Genomic DNA, 16332 nt, shown 5'->3' with positions numbered 1-16332 from the left:
GCGGCTACACCGAAACCGTCAGGTCGCGCACCCCGGGGGCCACCCGATTGACATCGCCGAGCAGCTCAAGGGCGTTGTCGCGCATGACCTTGCGGGTGTCCTCCAAGCTGAATTCGGGGAACTGCGGAATGTCTGCGGTGAAGGTCGTCGGGTCGGCCAGGCCCTCGCCGTGCGGCCAGTCGGAGCCGAACAGGATCTTGTCGACGCCGATGGTATCGGCGAGCAACTTCACGTCGTCCTCGTAGTACGGGGCGATCCAGACGTTGTTGCGCAGCTGCTCGACCGGATCCTCGGTGAAGTGGTACGGCGCATTGTTGGCTGCCTTCTTCAGGCGCTTGATGAGCCGGTACACGAAGTACGAACCGTTCTCGATACTGCACACCTTCAGGTTCGGGTGCCGGGTGAACACCTGGTGCACGATCATCGAGGCCATCGTGTCGTGGATGGCGCGGTCGTCCATGATCACCATGTCCAGCGGGTCGCGCTTGCCGAAACCCTTGAATACCCCGCTGCCGCCCCACAGCGCGGGTACCGCCATGTAACCGGAGTCCGACAGGTGGAAGACCACGGGCACCCCGGCCTCGGCCAGCCGCGCCCATACCGGGTCGTGCACCGGGTCGCCGAGCGAGCGTGGCCGCACCTCACCGGGCACCGGTGCCGGTCGCACACACACCAACTTGGCGCCCCGGCCGATCACGAATTCGACTTCCTCGACGGCCTTGTCAGGGTCGGCCAGCGAGATGATCGGTGCGGAGACGAACCGACCGTCGGGCCGCTCGAAGCCCCAGTCCTCGTCGAGCCACAGGTTGAAGGCGTGCACCGAGGCCATGGTGGCCTCGACATCGTGTTTCAACCCCTCTTCGACCCCACACGCGAAAGTCGGCAACATGAACACTGTTTCGAGCCGCTGCCGGTCCAGCACCGCCAGCCGCGCCTCCCGGTTCTGATACTCCGGGTGCTCGGACAGCCGGTCCACTTTCATCAGCGATGCCGGGTTCACACCTTCGGGGATCTCACCGCGAAACAGCAGATCCAGACATCCCGGTTCGATGATCGGGTCGAAGGTCGGATTCGGGATGAAATGGTTGACGGTGCCACCGAACATCGCCAGGGTACGTTTGCCGTCCTGCACCATCTGGACTCCGCGGCTGCGGAACTCCTTGGGCAGGTGCCGGGTGAAGGCGTCGATCGGTTCGTAGTAGTGGTTGTCGACGTCGACGGCCAGGTACGGCAGTTTTTCCGGGGTATCAGTCATTTTCGTCAACCTTTCGTGACAGTGCCGGGAAGTTGGGGGTGCGTTTCTCGAAGAACGCGGTGATGCCTTCGATGAGATCGGGCCGGACCATGGACTCGTGCATCAATGTCTCGGCGCGCCCACTGACGTCGACGACATCGTCGTTCGCATCGCCGTAGAGCTGACGTTTGATCACCGCCATCGAGGTCGGTGAGCAGTTGCGGGCGAGATCCTCCGCATAGGCCAACGCGGTCGGCAGCAGATCCTCCGGTGCGACAACCGATTTGACCAGGCCGAGCTCGACGGCCTCCTCGGCCAGGAAGGTTCGTCCGGACAACAGCAGGTCAGCAGCGGCACCCCAGCCGGCCAACCGCGGCAGGATCCAGGTGATGCCGTACTCACCGATCAGACCGCGACGCGGGAAGGCGGTGGCGAATTTGGCTCCTGCGGCGGCGAACCGGACATCACACATCAGGGCATGGGTCAAGCCGATCCCGACACAGGCACCATTGATGGCGGCGATCACCGGTTTGCGCAGTGTGGTCAGGAAGTGCGGGTGCCGTTCACCGACGATCTTGCTGACATCGGTATCGCCACTGATCGATTCGCCGAGATCCTGCATGGCGCCCATATAGGCACCTGCACAGAATCCGCGGCCGTTGCCGGTCAGCACGATGGCCCGCACCGCATCGTCGGCCTCCGCGCGGTCGAAGGAGGCGTACACGCCGCGGGAGATGTCGGCACCCCAGGAGTTCAGCCGGTCGGGCCGGTTGAGGGTGATGACGGCGACGCCGCCGGCGGTGACGTCGTAGAGCACCGCCTCGGTGCCCACACTGTCGGCGACCGTCATGACCGGGGCAAACTGCATTCGGACATACTTACTGTATACCTATCGGTAGTACATTCCGCAAGCCCCAGGGTGGGCTACTACCAGGGAAAATCGATTCGAAACGGCATGACCGTCAGACGAAGTCGCTGCCACCGTCGACGTTGACGTTCGCACCGGTCATATACGAGTTGCGCCGCGACGCCAGGAATGCCGCGACGGGTGCGATCTCGGACGGCAGGCCGGCCCGCGGCAGGTGCGCGGGATGCCCGAAGTGCTCGTCGATGGCCGACATGAGTGCGTACGGATCGTCGCCGTCGACACCCACCGACGCCGCCCAGCCCCGCAGCGCCTCCGACGAGATACTGCCCGGCGAGACCACGTTCACCATGATCTCGTCCGGCGCCAACTGCAGCGACAGGTTCTTGGACACGCTGTTCAGCGCTGCCTTGGCGGCCGTGTAGGCGGGCAGTCGGGTGCTCTGCCGCTGTGTCGAATGGGCCGAGAAGTTGACGATGCGACCCCACTCGGCATTGCGCAGCAACGGGATTGCCGCTCGTACACAGCGCACCATACCCATCAGGCCGGCGTCGAAGGCCTCCCGCCACTGCTCGTCGGTGAGCTCCTCGAAATTGCCGGCGGCGCCGGGGCCCACGGTGTTGATCAGGGCATTGACCTGGCCGTCCCAACGGGCGCCGATCTCGGCGAAGGCGCGCCGCACGCTCTCGTCGTCACCGGTGTCGGCGACGACGGCCACCGCATCGGGACTCCCCCGCCGGGTCAGGTCCGCGGCTGCCGCCTCCACCACCTCGCGGGTGCGACCGATGAGCGCCACCCGGGCACCGTCGTCGGCCAGACACTGGGCGGTCGCGAAACCCATCCCGCGACCGCCACCGACGACGACGGTCGCCGCGCCCGCAAAGCCGAGATCCATCGGGCTAGCTGCCGGTCCAGTTCGGCTTGCGCTTCTCGGCGAATGCGGTGGCGCCCTCGATGGCGTCCTTGGACCCGAACACCGGGCCCATGATCTCGTTCTGCTTCTGCCACATCTCGGCGGGACTCCACTCGGCCGCCCTGACGATGATCTCCTTCGTCGCAGCGACCGCGAGCGGGCCGTTGGCGGTGATCTTCTCGGCCAGTTCCAGGGCGCCATCGAGCGCCTCACCCGGTTCGGTCAACTTGTTGACGAAACCCCATTCGGCGGCCTGTTCGGCGGTGAAGTTCTCACCGGTGAGCGCGAGCTCGAGGGCCTTCTGGTACGGAATGCGTTGGGGCAGACGCAACAACCCGCCGCCGCCGGCGACCAGGCCGCGCTTGACCTCCGGGATACCGAACTTGGCCTCCCGAGAGGCCACGATCAGGTCGGTGGCGAGCACCATCTCGGTACCGCCGGCCAGTGCATATCCCTCGACGGCGGCGATGACCGGCTTGCGCGGCGGCCGTTCGGTGAACCCGATGCCACGGCCCTCGACATAGGGCAGCTCACCGGAGGCGAAAGCCTTGAGATCCATTCCGGCACTGAAGTTCCCGCCCGCGCCGGTGAGGATCGCCACCGACAGTTCCGGGCTGTCGTCGAGTTCGTCCATCGCGGCGGCCAAGCCCTGCGCCACCGGCAGGTTGAAGGCGTTGCGGGCCTCGGGCCGGTTGATGGTGATGATCAGGGTGCGGTCCCGGCGCTCGGTCAGGATTTCGTCGGCCACTCTCGGTCCTCGCTATCGGCAGTGAAAGGGGGCAGATCAGACACCGGAAAACATTACTATATTCATTACGGTAAACGGCCGAGAGGCGCGTATCGCGGTACCGAGAATGCGTGTATCGGTGCCGACGGTATGGCTACCGGTAAGCTTGACGGTTCACTGCACAGTTCCGGACGCGAGAAGGGTGGCCGTTGTGGCGAAGCCGGTTGCCGAGAAGCGACAGCGCCGCGAGCGCGGGTCGATCAATCCCGACGACATCATCAAGGGCGCGTTCGAACTCGCCGAGCAGGTCGGCATCGACAACCTGAGCATGCCGTTGCTCGGCAAGCACCTGGGTGTCGGCGTCACCAGCATCTACTGGTACTTCCGCAAGAAGGACGATCTGCTCAATGCGATGACCGACCGGGCACTGTCCGAATACGTCTTCGCCACCCCTTATGTCGAGGCCAAGGACTGGCGCGAAACCCTGCGCAACCATGCCCGCACCATGCGAAAGACGTTCACCGGCAACCCGATCCTGTGCGATCTGATCCTGATCCGGGCCGCGCTGAGCCCACGCGCCGCCAAGCTCGGTGTGCTGGAGATGGAGAAGGCGATCGCCGGCCTGGTCGAGGCCGGGCTGTCCGCCGAGGACGCCTTCGACACCTACTCGGCGGTGACGCTGCACGTGCGCGGTTCGGTGGTGTTGCAGCGCCTGGCCGAGAAGAACCAGACCGACGAGGACGGCCCCGGCGCCTTCGACCAGACCCTGGTGATCGATCCGGAGGTCGCACCGCTGCTGGCCCAGGTAACCGGCGAGGGGCACAGTTTCGGCGCCTCGGACGAGAACAACTTCGAGTTCGGCCTGGACTGCATCCTCGAGCATGCGAGTCGCACGCTCGAGGACGCACCCAAGAAGCGCCGAAGCTGACTACACCTCGATGACGACGCCGCCGCCCTGACCGCCGCCGGCGCACATCGCCGCAACACCGATGCCACCGCCGCGACGCTGCAGTTCGTAGATCATTGTGGTGATCATCCTCGCACCGGAGGCCGCGATGGGATGGCCGAGGCTGCAGCCACTGCCGGAGTAGTTGACCAGTTCCTCGTCGAGGCCGTACTCGCGGACCGCGGCCACCGGAACCGACGCGAAGGCCTCGTTGATCTCCCACAGCGCGATATCGGACGGACGGAGTCGAGCCCTCTCCAGTACTTTGCCGATCACCTTCACACCGCCCAGACCCGTATCGCGCGCGGCGACACCGACCGAGCCCCAGGCCCGCACCTTGGCGAGCACGGTGAGGTTCTCCGCCGCCGCATACCCGTCGTCGACGAGTGCGACAGCAGCGGCAGCATCATTGGTGCCACTGCTGTTGCCCGCGGTGATGGAGAATCCTTCGATCTCCGGATGCAGGACCTTGAGGCCGGCGAGCTTCTCGACCGTCGTATCGCGGCGCGGATGCTCATCGACGCTGAACTCGGTGACCGATCCGTCGATCTGGGTCACCTTCAGGGGCACGATCTCATCGGCGAACTTGCCGGCATCCTGGGCGGCGACGGCGCGCTGATGCGAGCGCGCGGCCCAGGCATCGAGCTCCTCGCGGGTCAGGCCGTAGGACTGTGCGGTGTTCCACCCGACCGTGATCGACATGTCGCGGGCCGGGGCATCCGGGGTCTCGACATGGACGGGCGGCAGCCACCGCTCCTCGAACTTGAGCTCCGGCCCGATGATGCGCTGGCTCATCAACGGCGTCATGGACAGCGACTGCACACCGCCGGCAACCAGGACCCGCTCCATGCCGGAGCCGATCTGCGCGGCGGCGTTGCCGATGGCGGTGAGACTGCCCGCGCAGTGCCGGTTGACGGCCTGGCCCGGCGCATTCTCGAAGCCCGCCACCAGTGCTGCATAGCGTGCCAGGTCACCACCGCCGTAATGGGATTCGGCGATGATGATGTCGTCGATCGCCGCCGGGTCGATGCCCGCACGACGGACCACCTCGGGCAGCACGGCACCCAGCAGCGCGTCGGGCGGCGTGTTGACCAGCGTCCCCTTGAAGGACCGGCCGATGGCGGTGCGCGCGGCACCGACGATAACGGGTGAGGGCATAACTACCGCCTTTACGATATCCAGTGATTATGTAAACGTAGCACCCACTGTAGGTGCCACCATGTGGGGTTCGCTACCGAGGCTCTGGGCCGTGCGGTTCAGGCACGTGGAAGTGCTCGTCACGTAAGCGGAATGCCTCTTTGGTGCCGTGCTGCGCCCGGGTCTTGACGAAGTTGAACTCACCGGGGGAAAACTGCAGGTTGGTGCCGTAGGCGTGGAAGATATAACTCGCGACCTCCTCACCCTGATACGCCTGACTCTGCTCGACGAGCCGGAAGGCCTCCTTGGCGATCACCACACCGTCGGCCGGCATCTTGGCTGCCTTCTCCGCCCAGTAGCGCGCCCGGGCCGATACCTGCGCGGCATCGCAGGTATCGGTGAAGATACCCAGCTGCTCGACGGCACCGGCGTCGATGATGTCGCCCGTCAGCAGCATCCGGCGGGCCAGCACCGGGCCGAGCCGGTGGAAGAACATGTGCAGACTGCCCAAGGCCGGTCCCAGGAAACGGGTGGCCGGCATGCCGATCTTGGTGTCGCGGGCGATCACCGAGATATCGGTCATCAGCGCCATCTCGAAACCACCACCGAGGGCGTAACCGCTGATCTCCCCCACGGTGACCTTCGGGAAGCCCATGAAGTTGTGATAGAAGCCGAAGGATTTGCGATCGACGGTGAGCCGCCGACGTTGGCTGGGCCGGGACTTCTTGGGCTCCTCCTTCGAGCCATACCAGCCATAGGCGTTGTTCATATCGGCCCCGGTCGAGAAGACCCCCTGCGCCCCACGCAGCAGCACGACGGTGATGTCATCGTCATCGGCAACGATGTCGAGGTACCGGGCGATCTCGTCGCGCATGGCCGCGTCGTAGGAGTTGCGCCGCTCGGGATTGTTGAACGTGATGGTGGCGATCCGGTTGTCGGCGTCGACCTCGAAGAGCACCCGGTCATCGGTCATGCGAAATCAGCCTCGCTTCAATGGTTTTGTCGGTCCCGGCGGCCAGCGTGGTGCGCCGGGCGGCGGACAGGTGGTCGGTGGCCAGCTTGGTCGCCCGGGAGGCGTTGCCCTCGGTGATGGCATCCAGCAGGCGCTGATGGTCACGCAGGGCGGCACCCATGGTCTTCTCGTTCACGGCCTCACCCTCGTCGGCCCACACCCGTGACTCATGGGTGGACCAGATCAGCTCCAGCGAGCCGATCAACAGGATCATGGGCTCGTTACCGCAGCGCGCGACGAGTACCTCGTGGAAGCGGCGGGCGTTCGGCACATATCGCATCGGGTCACCGAATTGTGCTGTCTGGTTGGCTATCTCGGCCTGTAGATAGGGCACCACCTCGGTGGCGCGATCCGCCCGCGCGGCGCACATGCCGGCACAGATGGGCTCCAGGTGCAGCAGCGCACCGCTGACATCGGCCGGTGTCGCCGCCCGACTCTGCAGGACCATGCCGATCATGTGTGCGGTCCGTTCCGGCAAGGGCTGACGCACCACCGCGCCACCCATGTTGCCGCGCCGCACCGAGATCAGCCCGTCGGTCTCCAGCAGATGGATGGCCTCACGCAGCGCCGGCGGACTGACCCCGAACTCCTGGAACAGGCTCTCCTGTGTCGGCAGGATGTCACCTTCGCGCATGCGCCCCGAGAGGATGTCATCGCGCAGCTTGGACGCGACGATCTCGGCAACCCGTGGCTGCCGGATGCGCCGGGCGCGTCCTTCCATCGATGACCTTTCCTTGCTAACTTGTACAAGATAGTAACCGCATCGCCTACTGTATGGGCAACTGTATGGCTCAGGAAAGGTCTGGTCCCGGTGACTGACGGTTCGGTGATCCCTACGCGGACGGACGGTGTCCTGCACCTCATGCTGGATCGTGCCGATCGCCGGAACTCGCTGAGCCACAGCATGATCGATACCTTGGTCGACGAACTGACCCACGCCGCCAGCGACGACACGCTGCGCGCCGTGCACCTCACCGGGGCCGGGGCCGATTTCTGCACCGGCGCCGACTGGGTGTCGACCAACAATGACCAGCGACGTCCGCGCACCGGGGACCTGGTCCGCCGCATCCCGCACACCGCGCACCGGGTCGTCGAGTTGATCGCCACCATTCAACTGCCGGTGGTGTGCTCGGTGCGCGGCTGGGCGGTCGGCCTGGGCTGCAATCTGGCGCTCGCCGCCGATTTCACCGTGGCCGACGTCGGCGCGACGTTCTGGGAGCCCTTCCTGTCCCGCGGTTTCAGCCCCGACTCCGGGTCCACCTGGCTACTCCCGCGGTTGGCCGGGGTCGCCCGGGCCAAACGGATGCTGCTGCTCGGCGAGAAGGTCGACGGCGCCACGGCCGCCGACTGGGGTTTGATCCACAGCGCGGCGCCCCCCGACGATGTCGACGCCGCCGCGGACGCGCTCCTGGCGCGGCTCGCCCAGGGCCCCACCGTGGCGATCGGTCTGGCCAAACAGGCCATCGCCTATGGGCAGCACGCGACCCTGAGCCAGTCCCTCAACCAGGAGCTGTCGAACCTGGAGCTGTCCTGTCGCACCAAGGATTTCAAGGAAGGGCTGGCCGCGTTCCGGGAACGCCGCGACCCAGATTTCACCGGCTTGTAGAAAGGTATCGATGTACGACACAATCACCTATCAGGTGGACGGTCACAAGGCGACCATCACGCTGAACCGTCCCGATGCGCTCAATGCGTTGTCCCCGCACATGATCACCGAACTGCGCGACGCGTATCGACGAGCCGAGGATGACGACGACATCTGGCTGATGATCGTCACGGCCACCGGCCGCGCCTTCTGCACCGGCGCCGACGTCACCGAGATCCCCGGCGACGGCAAGGTCGTCAATGAGCGGCCGTATCTGTCCACCTACGAGCAATGGGAGGCACCCCAGGAGGGCACGCCCCCGTTCCGCACGATGACCAAACCGGTCATCGTCGCGATCAACGGGATCTGTTGCGGGGCAGGACTGGACTGGGTGACCACCGGCGATATCGTCATCGCCTCCGACAAGGCGACCTTCTTCGACCCGCACGTCAGCATCGGCCTGGTCGCCGCCCGCGAGATGGTCCGACTGGCCAAGGCGCTGCCCCGATCGGTCGCCTTGCGGATGGCCCTGATGGGCAAGCACGAACGGATGACGGTGCAGCGTGCCTACGAACTGGGCCTGATCACCGAGATCGTCGAGCATGACCGGCTGTTGGAACGCGCCCACGAGATCGCCGACACCGTGAACCTCAATGCGCCACTGGCGGTTCGGGGCACCCGGCTGGCCATCCACAAGACGCTGGACCTGCCGCTGCACGAGGGCGAGATTCTCGCCGAGACCTTCCGTGAGCGGGTCACCCGCACCGACGATGCGCTCGAGGGACCTCGGGCGTTCGTCGAGAAGCGCACGCCGAACTGGCAGGCCCGCTAGTGGACACCCTTCTGCTCGACCTCGATCACCAGACCCGCGTCGCCACCATCACGCTGAACCGCCCCGACAGCCTGAACTCCTTCAACCGGGCCATGTGCCATGAGATGCGCGATGCCTGGCACACCATCAAGGCGGACGAGGGCATCAACGCCGTGGTGCTGCGCGCCGCCGGCGACCGTGCCTTCAGCGCCGGCCTGGACGTGAAATCCAGCTACGGGCAACCGGAGATCGTGTGGAACCACGAGGACCCGGGTGAACTGCTCAGCCCCAAATGGCAGAAGATGTGGAAGCCGGTGGTCTGTGCCGTGCAGGGTATGTGCACCGCCGGCGCGCTCTACTTCGTCAACGAGTCCGACGTGGTGATCTGCTCACAGGACGCCACGTTCTTCGACTCACATGTCAGCGCCGGCCTGGTGTCCGCACTGGAGCCCATCGGGTTGATGCGCCGCATCGGCCTCGGTGACACCCTGCGAATGGCGCTGCTGGGCAACGACGAACGGGTCGGCGCCGATACCGCGTTGCGGATCGGACTGGTCACCGAGGTGGTCGCCCGCGAAGAGTTGTGGGCGCGCGCCGACGAGATCGCCACCACCATCGCCGCCAAACCACCCACCGCCACCCAGGGCACCGTCAAGGCCATCTGGGAATCGCTCGACAAGCCCTACCGTGCCGCGATGGACCATGGCCTGATCTACACCCGGCTCGGCAATCCGATCGCCAAGGACGAACTGGCGGCACGGCCGCCGGCCAAGATCACCCCGCGGATACGCTGATGTCCCATCCGCTTTCGCGGCGCATCGGCGCGGTCCTGGATCTGGACCCGGGCGCGCCGGCACTGCAGTACGAGGGCGCATGGTTCGCCTGGGGGCAACTGGCCACCCTGGCCCGACGGATCGGCACGCTGACCGGACCCACCCGGGTCGGGATCATGCTGCGCAACACCCCGACGCACGTGGCGGCCCTGCTCGGGGTGCTGGAGGCGGGCGGAACCGTCGTGGTGATCAATCCGGCGCGGGGCGACGAACGCACGCGCGCCGATATCACCGCGCTCGGACTCCCGGTGATCGTCGGCCTCGCCGAGGACCACGCCACCCTGGTGGCACCGGTGCCGGGCACCCTACAGATCACCCTCACCGATCTGGACACTGCTCCAGCGGTGACCGGGACCGTCGGCGCGGATACCGGCCGGCCCGGCGTAGCGGTGTGGATGCTCACCAGTGGTACCACCGGACCGCCCAAACGTGTCGATCTGACCTACGACATGCTGGCCCGCAGCGTCATGGGACACACACCGGACCCCACCGAACTGCGCCGCGGGGTCGCCATCGTCAACTCCCCGCTGGTCCATGTCGGCGGGGTGTTCCGAATCCTGCTGTGTCTGGCCGAGGCACGGCCGTTTGTGCTCTTACCGAAATTCGATCTGCCCCGCTGGGCCGCCGCGGTTCGCGAACATCACCCGCGCGCGGTGTCCCTGGTGCCTGCCGCGCTGCGGATGGTGCTGCACTCGGATCTGACGCGCGAGGATCTGGCCGGGATCGTGGCCGTCACCTCCGGCACGGCGCCGCTGTCCGCCGATGATGCCGAAGCGTTCACCGTGAAGTTCGGCATCCCGGTGCTGACCTCGTATGCCGCCACCGAGTTCGGTGGCGGGGTGGCCGGGTGGACATTGGCGGACCATCGGCAGCACTGGGCGGCCAAGCGCGGCAGCGTGGGCCGGGCCAACCCGGGTGCGCAGCTGCGGGTCGTCGACGAGGACGGCCAACCGCTCGGCCCCGGTGAGCAGGGCCTACTGGAAGTCATTCCGGCACAGCTGAACACCGGTGGATGGATACGCACAACCGATCTGGCCCGCATCGACGCGGACGGTTTCCTGTGGATTCTCGGTCGCGCCGATCAGGCCATCATCCGGGGCGGTTTCAAGGTGATGCCCGACGACGTGCGGACCGCCCTGGAGAGCCATCCCGCTGTCCGCGGCGCCGCGGTGATCGGGCGTCCCGACGAACGCCTCGGGGCGACGCCGGTGGCGATGGTCGAGTTGCACGGCCGCACCGACGAGGCTGAGCTTGTCGAGTTCCTGCAGGACCGGCTGGCGCGCTACGAAATCCCCACCGAAATCGAGATCGTCGAGGCGATTCCCCGGACCCCCTCGGGCAAGGCGGATCTCGGGGCGGTGCGGGAGCATTTCGGTAGCTGTGCCTGAGATCGTCGATCTGCTCGCGGACCACGGTGAGCACCCGCTGCTGCGCTGCGATGCCGAGCGCCTCACGTACGGCGACGCCGACCGGCGGTCGGCCGACCTGGCCCGCGGCCTGCTGGCACTGGGCGCGGGCAAGGGCACACATATCGGGTTGCTCCATCCCAACGGTCCCGACTTTGTGGTGGGCATGCTCGCCGCCGCGCGGATCGGGGCGGTGGTCGTGCCGTACTCGACCTTCCTGACCGCGGCGGAGTTGCGCACCCAACTGCTCGACAGCGATACCGCGATCATGTTGTCGGCACACCGATACCGTGACCGTGACTTTCACGCGCTGCTGGCTGCGGCCGGTGCCACCCCGTGTCTGCGTCACATCCTGTTCGGCCCGCCCGGCGACCGCGCCGCGCCCGCGACGCTGGCCGCCTTCGAGGCCGACGTCGACGGGTGCGACCCGCTGGCGATCGTCTACACCTCGGGCTCCACCGGTCCACCCAAAGGTGCCGTGCATACGCACGCCGGGCTGATCGGACATCAACACAACCTCAACACCGTCCGCGGACTGACCGCCTCGGACGTGTTGTTCTGCAATTCACCGTTCTTCTGGATCGGCGGATTCGCCTTCGGACTGCTGGCCACCCTCGCGGCCGGGGCCACCCTGCTGTGCTCAAACAACACCGATGCCGGGGCCACCCTGGATCTGTTGGAGGCCGAACACCCGACGATCACCAACGGATTCGCCACCGGCATTGCGCATCTCACCCGGCATCCGAGCTATCCCGACCGCCGGTTCACCGCCCGGCGCGGCAACCTCTACCCGATCATGGCGGCCGATACTCGTCCCCGAGATCCGGAGCTTCGGCACAACATGCTGGGCATGACCGAGGCCGGCAGCGTGCTGCTGATCGACGGTGACGAAACCGATCAGTCCGAAGCCCGGCGCGGCAGCTACGGGCGGCCCGCACCAGGATTCGAGACCAGGGTGCTCGACACCGGGGAGCTGTGCATCCGCGGGCCGCATGTCATGCAGGGCTACTACGGCCGCAGTCGCGAGGAATGCTTCGACGCCGACGGCTGGTTCCACACCGGCGATCTGGTGCGTGTTGACCACGACGGGTATCTGTACTACCTGGGCCGTGCCGGGGCGATGATCAAGACCGCAGGTGCCAATGTGACTCCGGGTGAAGTCGAGAAGGCTTTGGCCGAACTGGGTTTCACCGCGCACGTGCTCGGTCTGCCCGATGCCGAACGTGGACAGATCGTGGCGACGGTCGTCGTCAGCGATCACCCGGTCGATACCGAAGCCCTGCGTCGAGCACTGCGGGAGATTCTGTCGGTGTACAAGATTCCGCGTCGGTACGTGGTCTGCCACCCGGCGGATGTGCCGATGATGTCCAGCGGGAAGGTCGACGTTCCGGCGCTGAGGCTGCTCTTTGATGACTGAGCGAGCCTGCGAGCGAACATCCCGCTCTGACACGATCGACGCCCTGCTGCGGACGCACGGCGGGACGACAAAGCCGATGGTGATCGACCCCGAGGACCGGATCAGCTACACCGAACTCGACACGGACACCGCAACATTGGCTTCCGGGCTCATGACCGCGGGAATCTCGAAGGGCACCCGCGTCGGGTTGCTGATGCCCAATGGTGTCAACTGGGTGCGCATCGCCCTGGCCGTCACCCGCATGGGCGCGGTGCTCGTACCGCTGAGCACCCTGTTGACGACCACCGAACTCACCGAGCAACTGCGCACCGCATCGGTCCAGCATCTGATCGCGGTCGAGGAGTTCCGTGGGCGGCGTTACGTCCCGGGCCCGGTAGCCTCGCTGCGCCGCACGTGGCGCCCCGACGACGTGCTGGCGCTCACCGGGACCGCTGTGCTGCCGGAAGTTCGTCCGGCCGACCCGATGGTCATCATGTTCACCTCGGGCAGCAGCGGCGCTCCCAAGGGTGTGCTGCACTCGCACGGTAGTGCGCTGGGTGCGGTGCAATCCGGGCTGGCGGCGCGGTGTATCACTGCCGACACCCGACTCTATCTGCCGATGCCGTTCTTCTGGGTGGGCGGATTCGGGGCCGGCATCCTGTCTGCACTGTTGGCCGGGGCAACCCTGGTCACCGAACCCATACCGCAGCCTGAATCGACGTTGGAGCTGTTGCGCCGCGAGCGAGTCACCCTATTTCGGGGCTGGCCGGATCAGGCGGTGACGCTGGCCCGACACCTGTCCAACCCGCTGCCGGATCTGCGCGTCGGCAGCCTGGAGGCGCTGTTGCCACCGGAACTGCGGGCTGCGCCCGGTGCGCGTGCCAACCTGTTCGGGATGACCGAGTCATTCGGGCCCTACTGCGGCTATCCCGCCGACACCGACATGCCCGAATCATCCTGGGGCAGCTGCGGAAAACCGTTCGATGGAATGCAGCTGCGGATCGCCGGCGACGGCCCGATCGGTGAGATCGAGATCCGCGGGCCGCACACGCTGCGCGGTATCTGCCGCCGCTCCCGGGAGGACATCTTCACCGTCGACGGCTTCTATCGCACGGGAGACCTGGGCCGCCTCAACGATGACGGTTTCGTGTTCTACCACGGGCGCTGCGATGACATGTTCAAGGTCAGCGGTGCGACCGTGTATCCGAGTGAGGTGGAACATGCCCTGCGATCGATCGACGGGGTGCGGGCTGCCGGCGTCGTCGATATCGGCGGCCGCGTCGGCGCGGCGGTGGTGACGGCGCTACCGATCGATGCGCTGCGCACCGTAACCAAGGAGCTGATCAGTGGTTTCAAGGTGCCGACCGTGTGGTTGCGGACGGACGACCTACCGGTCGGAGCCACCGGCAAGGTCGACAAGCAGACGCTGCGGACGATGCTGTCAGACAATGGCGTTGTCACGTAGCGCCGAGATCTGCGCTGCGTCGTAGCCGATCTCGCCGAGCACCTCGTCGGTGTGCTCGCCGAGCAGCGGCGCCCGGTGCCGGATGCTGCCGGGGGTGGCCGACATCCGGAATGGCGTCTCGATGATGGGCACGTCACGTGCGGCCCCGGGAAAGGCGACACGTTTCAGGTAGCCCATCGCCTCGATATGCGGATCCTCGAGCACGTCCTGGGTGGAATGCAACGGTGCGGCGGGCATTTTCGCCTTCTCCAGCAGATCGAGGACCTGCGCCTTGGTCTTGTCGGCACACCAGTCGGCCATGATGTCGTTGAGCACATCGCCGTTCTCCCAACGGCTGTCGTCGTTGGCGAACCGTGGATCCTCGAACAACTCCTCCCGGCCCATGAGGCGGCACCAGCGCTTGAACATCGGTTGGCCGGCCACCTGCAACAGCACCCATTGATCGTCGGCGGTGCGGTACAGATCGCAGGGTGCCACGGACGCCCCTTTGTTGCCCATCCGCGGCTTGTCCTTCTGCAGCAGTTCCCGCTCGATCAGGAATGCGTTCGACAGCATCAGCGCGGTGGGTAGTAGCGCACCTTCGACATGCTGGCCCTCACCGGTTCGGTCACGGTGGTAGAGCGCCATCATGACGCCGATGGTCAGTGTCAGCGCCGTACCGAAGTCGGTGTACGGCACCACCGTGCGGATCGGTTGGTCCGGCAGGCCCTGTCGATACACCGCACCGGACATCACCTGGCCGGCGCCGTCGAATCCGACCTTCTCGCTATAGGGTCCACCGTCGCCGTAGGCCGTGGCACTGGCCAGGATGATGTCAGGTTTGACGGCTCTGAGCGTTTCGTAGTCCAGTCCGCTGGCCCGCATCCCGGCGGCCGGCATGTTGGCGATCACGATATCGGCGCGAGCCACCAGTCGACGGGTGATCTCGGCACCCTCGGCGCTGGTGGAATCCAATGTGAGGGAACGCTTGTTGCGGTTGCACTGCAGAAAGGTGCCACCCTCGCCGCCGTCGGTGACCGCCTGTACCCAGCGATCCTCGCCGCCCTCGCGCTTCTCGACACGCAGCACATCGGCTCCCATATCGGCCAGGATCGCGCTGCACCAGGGAGCGGCGATGAACCGGCCGTAATCGAGGACGCGTATCCCGTCGAGCACCCCTGCCATGACCGGACCCCAATCCGTCGAGTTACCGACTGTAAGTATTACAGTATGGCGTCATCGTCCGGCTCGGGTGGTTCTTCGGAGTCATCGTGTCCGCCAGGGGACTTCCCGAGGAGTTCTTCGGGGTGGAAGTGGTGGTTGATGGTGTCTTGTCCGGTGTCCATGAGCGGTGGTGGGTACCAGCGGGCGCGGCCGGTGGTGGGGTCGATCTTGGTGGTCCAGCCCAGTTCGGCCAGCAGGTTGTCCGGTCCGCAACCCAGAGCCAGAGTCGGGGCATCGGTGTAACCGCCGTGAGCCCAGCTGGGATCGGCGTGATGAGCCTGGGTGAGGTTGGCACAGCGGGTGCAGCCCGGCCGGGTACAGCCGCGGTCACGGTTGTAGAGCAGCAGCCGTTGAGCCTTGGTGGCCAGGCGTTTGGAGCGACCCATGTAGAGCGGTTCAGCGGTGTTCTGCCGGTACACGACCAGGTAATGGTGGGCGTGTTCGGCCAGGCGCAGCAGGTCGGACATCGGCAGCAGGGTGCCGGTGCCGGTGACCGCGAGCCCGGCGGCGGATTCCAACTCTTTGAGGGTGGTGGAGACCACCACAGTGACCGGCAGTCCACCGTGCTGGCCGAGACGCCCGGAAGCGATCGTGTCACGCAGGATCACTTTGAGGGCGTCGTGGCGTCGTTGGGCCGGCGTGCGGGTGTCACGCACCGCAGCGCGATCGGCCAACGCCTCGAAATCAATACTCGGCCGAGGAGTCCTGGCGTCGGCACCCGCCACGGCGTCCATCCGGTCGGCCAGATCATCAAAAGTCCTGAACTCGGGCAGATCATCAAAGCTCGGCACACCATCAG

The 16332-nt window shown here is 66.2% G+C and carries 16 protein-coding genes; 7 read left to right on the top strand and 9 right to left on the bottom strand.

What is annotated here, in order from left to right; all coding sequences use genetic code 11:
* Positions 1-4: 4 nt before the first annotated feature.
* The 4 genes from ACLBYA_RS07165 to ACLBYA_RS07150 form a co-directional block, all read right to left on the bottom strand.
* Positions 5-1255: an amidohydrolase family protein gene (locus ACLBYA_RS07165; protein WP_447708690.1), complete on the bottom strand. Its 1251-nt coding sequence runs from the start codon at positions 1253-1255 to the stop codon at positions 5-7.
* Positions 1248-2084, bottom strand: a complete 837-nt coding sequence (locus ACLBYA_RS07160; protein WP_447709061.1) for an enoyl-CoA hydratase — start codon at positions 2082-2084, stop codon at positions 1248-1250. The genes ACLBYA_RS07165 and ACLBYA_RS07160 overlap by 8 nt, the downstream gene beginning before the upstream one ends.
* Before the next feature lie 112 nt (positions 2085-2196).
* Positions 2197-2994, bottom strand: coding sequence for an SDR family NAD(P)-dependent oxidoreductase (locus ACLBYA_RS07155; protein WP_447708689.1), 798 nt, complete (start codon positions 2992-2994; stop codon positions 2197-2199).
* Positions 2995-2998: 4 nt separating this feature from the next.
* Positions 2999-3760: a crotonase/enoyl-CoA hydratase family protein gene (locus ACLBYA_RS07150; protein ID WP_447708688.1), complete on the bottom strand. Its 762-nt coding sequence runs from the start codon at positions 3758-3760 to the stop codon at positions 2999-3001.
* A gap of 190 nt (positions 3761-3950) precedes the next feature.
* Here ACLBYA_RS07150 and ACLBYA_RS07145 point away from each other — a divergent pair, with 190 nt between their 5' ends.
* Positions 3951-4667 carry a TetR/AcrR family transcriptional regulator gene (locus ACLBYA_RS07145; protein ID WP_447708687.1) on the top strand — a complete coding sequence of 239 codons (717 nt, stop codon included), beginning with the start codon at positions 3951-3953 and terminating at the stop codon, positions 4665-4667.
* On the opposite strand, the gene ACLBYA_RS07140 is transcribed toward ACLBYA_RS07145, so the two are convergent.
* The 3 genes from ACLBYA_RS07140 to ACLBYA_RS07130 form a co-directional block, all read right to left on the bottom strand.
* Positions 4668-5843 carry a thiolase family protein gene (locus ACLBYA_RS07140; RefSeq protein ID WP_447708686.1) on the bottom strand — a complete coding sequence of 392 codons (1176 nt, stop codon included), beginning with the start codon at positions 5841-5843 and terminating at the stop codon, positions 4668-4670.
* Between the two features lie 73 nt (positions 5844-5916).
* Positions 5917-6795, bottom strand: coding sequence for an enoyl-CoA hydratase/isomerase family protein (locus tag ACLBYA_RS07135; protein WP_447708685.1), 879 nt, complete (start codon positions 6793-6795; stop codon positions 5917-5919).
* Positions 6785-7555 (bottom strand): FadR/GntR family transcriptional regulator, encoded by a 771-nt coding sequence (locus ACLBYA_RS07130; protein ID WP_447708684.1) that lies wholly within the window; start codon positions 7553-7555, stop codon positions 6785-6787. The genes ACLBYA_RS07135 and ACLBYA_RS07130 overlap by 11 nt, the downstream gene beginning before the upstream one ends.
* Before the next feature lie 90 nt (positions 7556-7645).
* On the opposite strand from ACLBYA_RS07130, the gene ACLBYA_RS07125 reads away from it, so the two are divergent.
* The 6 genes from ACLBYA_RS07125 to ACLBYA_RS07100 are packed head-to-tail and all read left to right on the top strand — an operon-like array spanning position 7646 to position 14330.
* Positions 7646-8440, top strand: a complete 795-nt coding sequence (locus tag ACLBYA_RS07125; protein ID WP_447708683.1) for an enoyl-CoA hydratase/isomerase family protein — start codon at positions 7646-7648, stop codon at positions 8438-8440.
* Between the two features lie 10 nt (positions 8441-8450).
* The gene (locus tag ACLBYA_RS07120) at positions 8451-9251 is read left to right on the top strand and encodes an enoyl-CoA hydratase/isomerase family protein (protein WP_447708682.1); all 801 of its coding nucleotides are present in this window, start codon (positions 8451-8453) and stop codon (positions 9249-9251) included.
* Complete coding sequence (locus tag ACLBYA_RS07115) at positions 9251-10024, top strand: enoyl-CoA hydratase/isomerase family protein (protein ID WP_447708681.1); 774 nt, start codon at positions 9251-9253, stop codon at positions 10022-10024. Before ACLBYA_RS07120 ends, ACLBYA_RS07115 begins: the two co-directional genes overlap by 1 nt.
* On the top strand, positions 10024-11451 hold the full coding sequence (locus ACLBYA_RS07110; protein WP_447708680.1) for a class I adenylate-forming enzyme family protein: 1428 nt from the start codon (positions 10024-10026) through the stop codon (positions 11449-11451). Before ACLBYA_RS07115 ends, ACLBYA_RS07110 begins: the two co-directional genes overlap by 1 nt.
* Positions 11444-12886 carry a class I adenylate-forming enzyme family protein gene (locus ACLBYA_RS07105; RefSeq protein ID WP_447708679.1) on the top strand — a complete coding sequence of 481 codons (1443 nt, stop codon included), beginning with the start codon at positions 11444-11446 and terminating at the stop codon, positions 12884-12886. Before ACLBYA_RS07110 ends, ACLBYA_RS07105 begins: the two co-directional genes overlap by 8 nt.
* A complete protein-coding gene (locus ACLBYA_RS07100) occupies positions 12879-14330 on the top strand; it encodes a class I adenylate-forming enzyme family protein (protein ID WP_447708678.1) in 1452 nt (483 codons plus the stop codon). Before ACLBYA_RS07105 ends, ACLBYA_RS07100 begins: the two co-directional genes overlap by 8 nt.
* Here ACLBYA_RS07100 and ACLBYA_RS07095 read toward each other — a convergent pair.
* Both ACLBYA_RS07095 and ACLBYA_RS07090 read right to left on the bottom strand, forming a co-directional pair.
* Complete coding sequence (locus tag ACLBYA_RS07095; RefSeq protein ID WP_447708677.1) at positions 14307-15494, bottom strand: CaiB/BaiF CoA transferase family protein; 1188 nt, start codon at positions 15492-15494, stop codon at positions 14307-14309. The two genes, ACLBYA_RS07100 and ACLBYA_RS07095, sit on opposite strands and share 24 nt — an antisense overlap.
* A gap of 38 nt (positions 15495-15532) precedes the next feature.
* A partial coding sequence (locus ACLBYA_RS07090; protein WP_447708676.1) for a DUF222 domain-containing protein occupies positions 15533-16332 on the bottom strand: 800 nt, incomplete at its 5' end.

The organism is Mycobacterium sp. C31M, assembly GCF_053345865.1.
This window is presented reverse-complemented; position numbering and strand designations above follow the sequence as displayed.

What these genes read in the sequence shown, in the direction of transcription:
- ACLBYA_RS07165 (WP_447708690.1), bottom strand. Translation starts at nt 1,255, where the DNA reads ATGACTGATACCCCGGAAAAACTGCCGTACCTGGCCGTCGACGTCGAC.
- ACLBYA_RS07160 (WP_447709061.1), bottom strand. Translation starts at nt 2,084, where the DNA reads ATGACGGTCGCCGACAGTGTGGGCACCGAGGCGGTGCTCTACGACGTC.
- ACLBYA_RS07155 (WP_447708689.1), bottom strand. Translation starts at nt 2,994, where the DNA reads ATGGATCTCGGCTTTGCGGGCGCGGCGACCGTCGTCGTCGGTGGCGGT.
- ACLBYA_RS07140 (WP_447708686.1), bottom strand. Translation starts at nt 5,843, where the DNA reads ATGCCCTCACCCGTTATCGTCGGTGCCGCGCGCACCGCCATCGGCCGG.
- ACLBYA_RS07135 (WP_447708685.1), bottom strand. Translation starts at nt 6,795, where the DNA reads ATGACCGATGACCGGGTGCTCTTCGAGGTCGACGCCGACAACCGGATC.
- ACLBYA_RS07130 (WP_447708684.1), bottom strand. Translation starts at nt 7,555, where the DNA reads ATGGAAGGACGCGCCCGGCGCATCCGGCAGCCACGGGTTGCCGAGATC.
- ACLBYA_RS07120 (WP_447708682.1), top strand. Translation starts at nt 8,451, where the DNA reads ATGTACGACACAATCACCTATCAGGTGGACGGTCACAAGGCGACCATC.
- ACLBYA_RS07110 (WP_447708680.1), top strand. Translation starts at nt 10,024, where the DNA reads ATGTCCCATCCGCTTTCGCGGCGCATCGGCGCGGTCCTGGATCTGGAC.
- ACLBYA_RS07100 (WP_447708678.1), top strand. Translation starts at nt 12,879, where the DNA reads ATGACTGAGCGAGCCTGCGAGCGAACATCCCGCTCTGACACGATCGAC.
- ACLBYA_RS07095 (WP_447708677.1), bottom strand. Translation starts at nt 15,494, where the DNA reads ATGGCAGGGGTGCTCGACGGGATACGCGTCCTCGATTACGGCCGGTTC.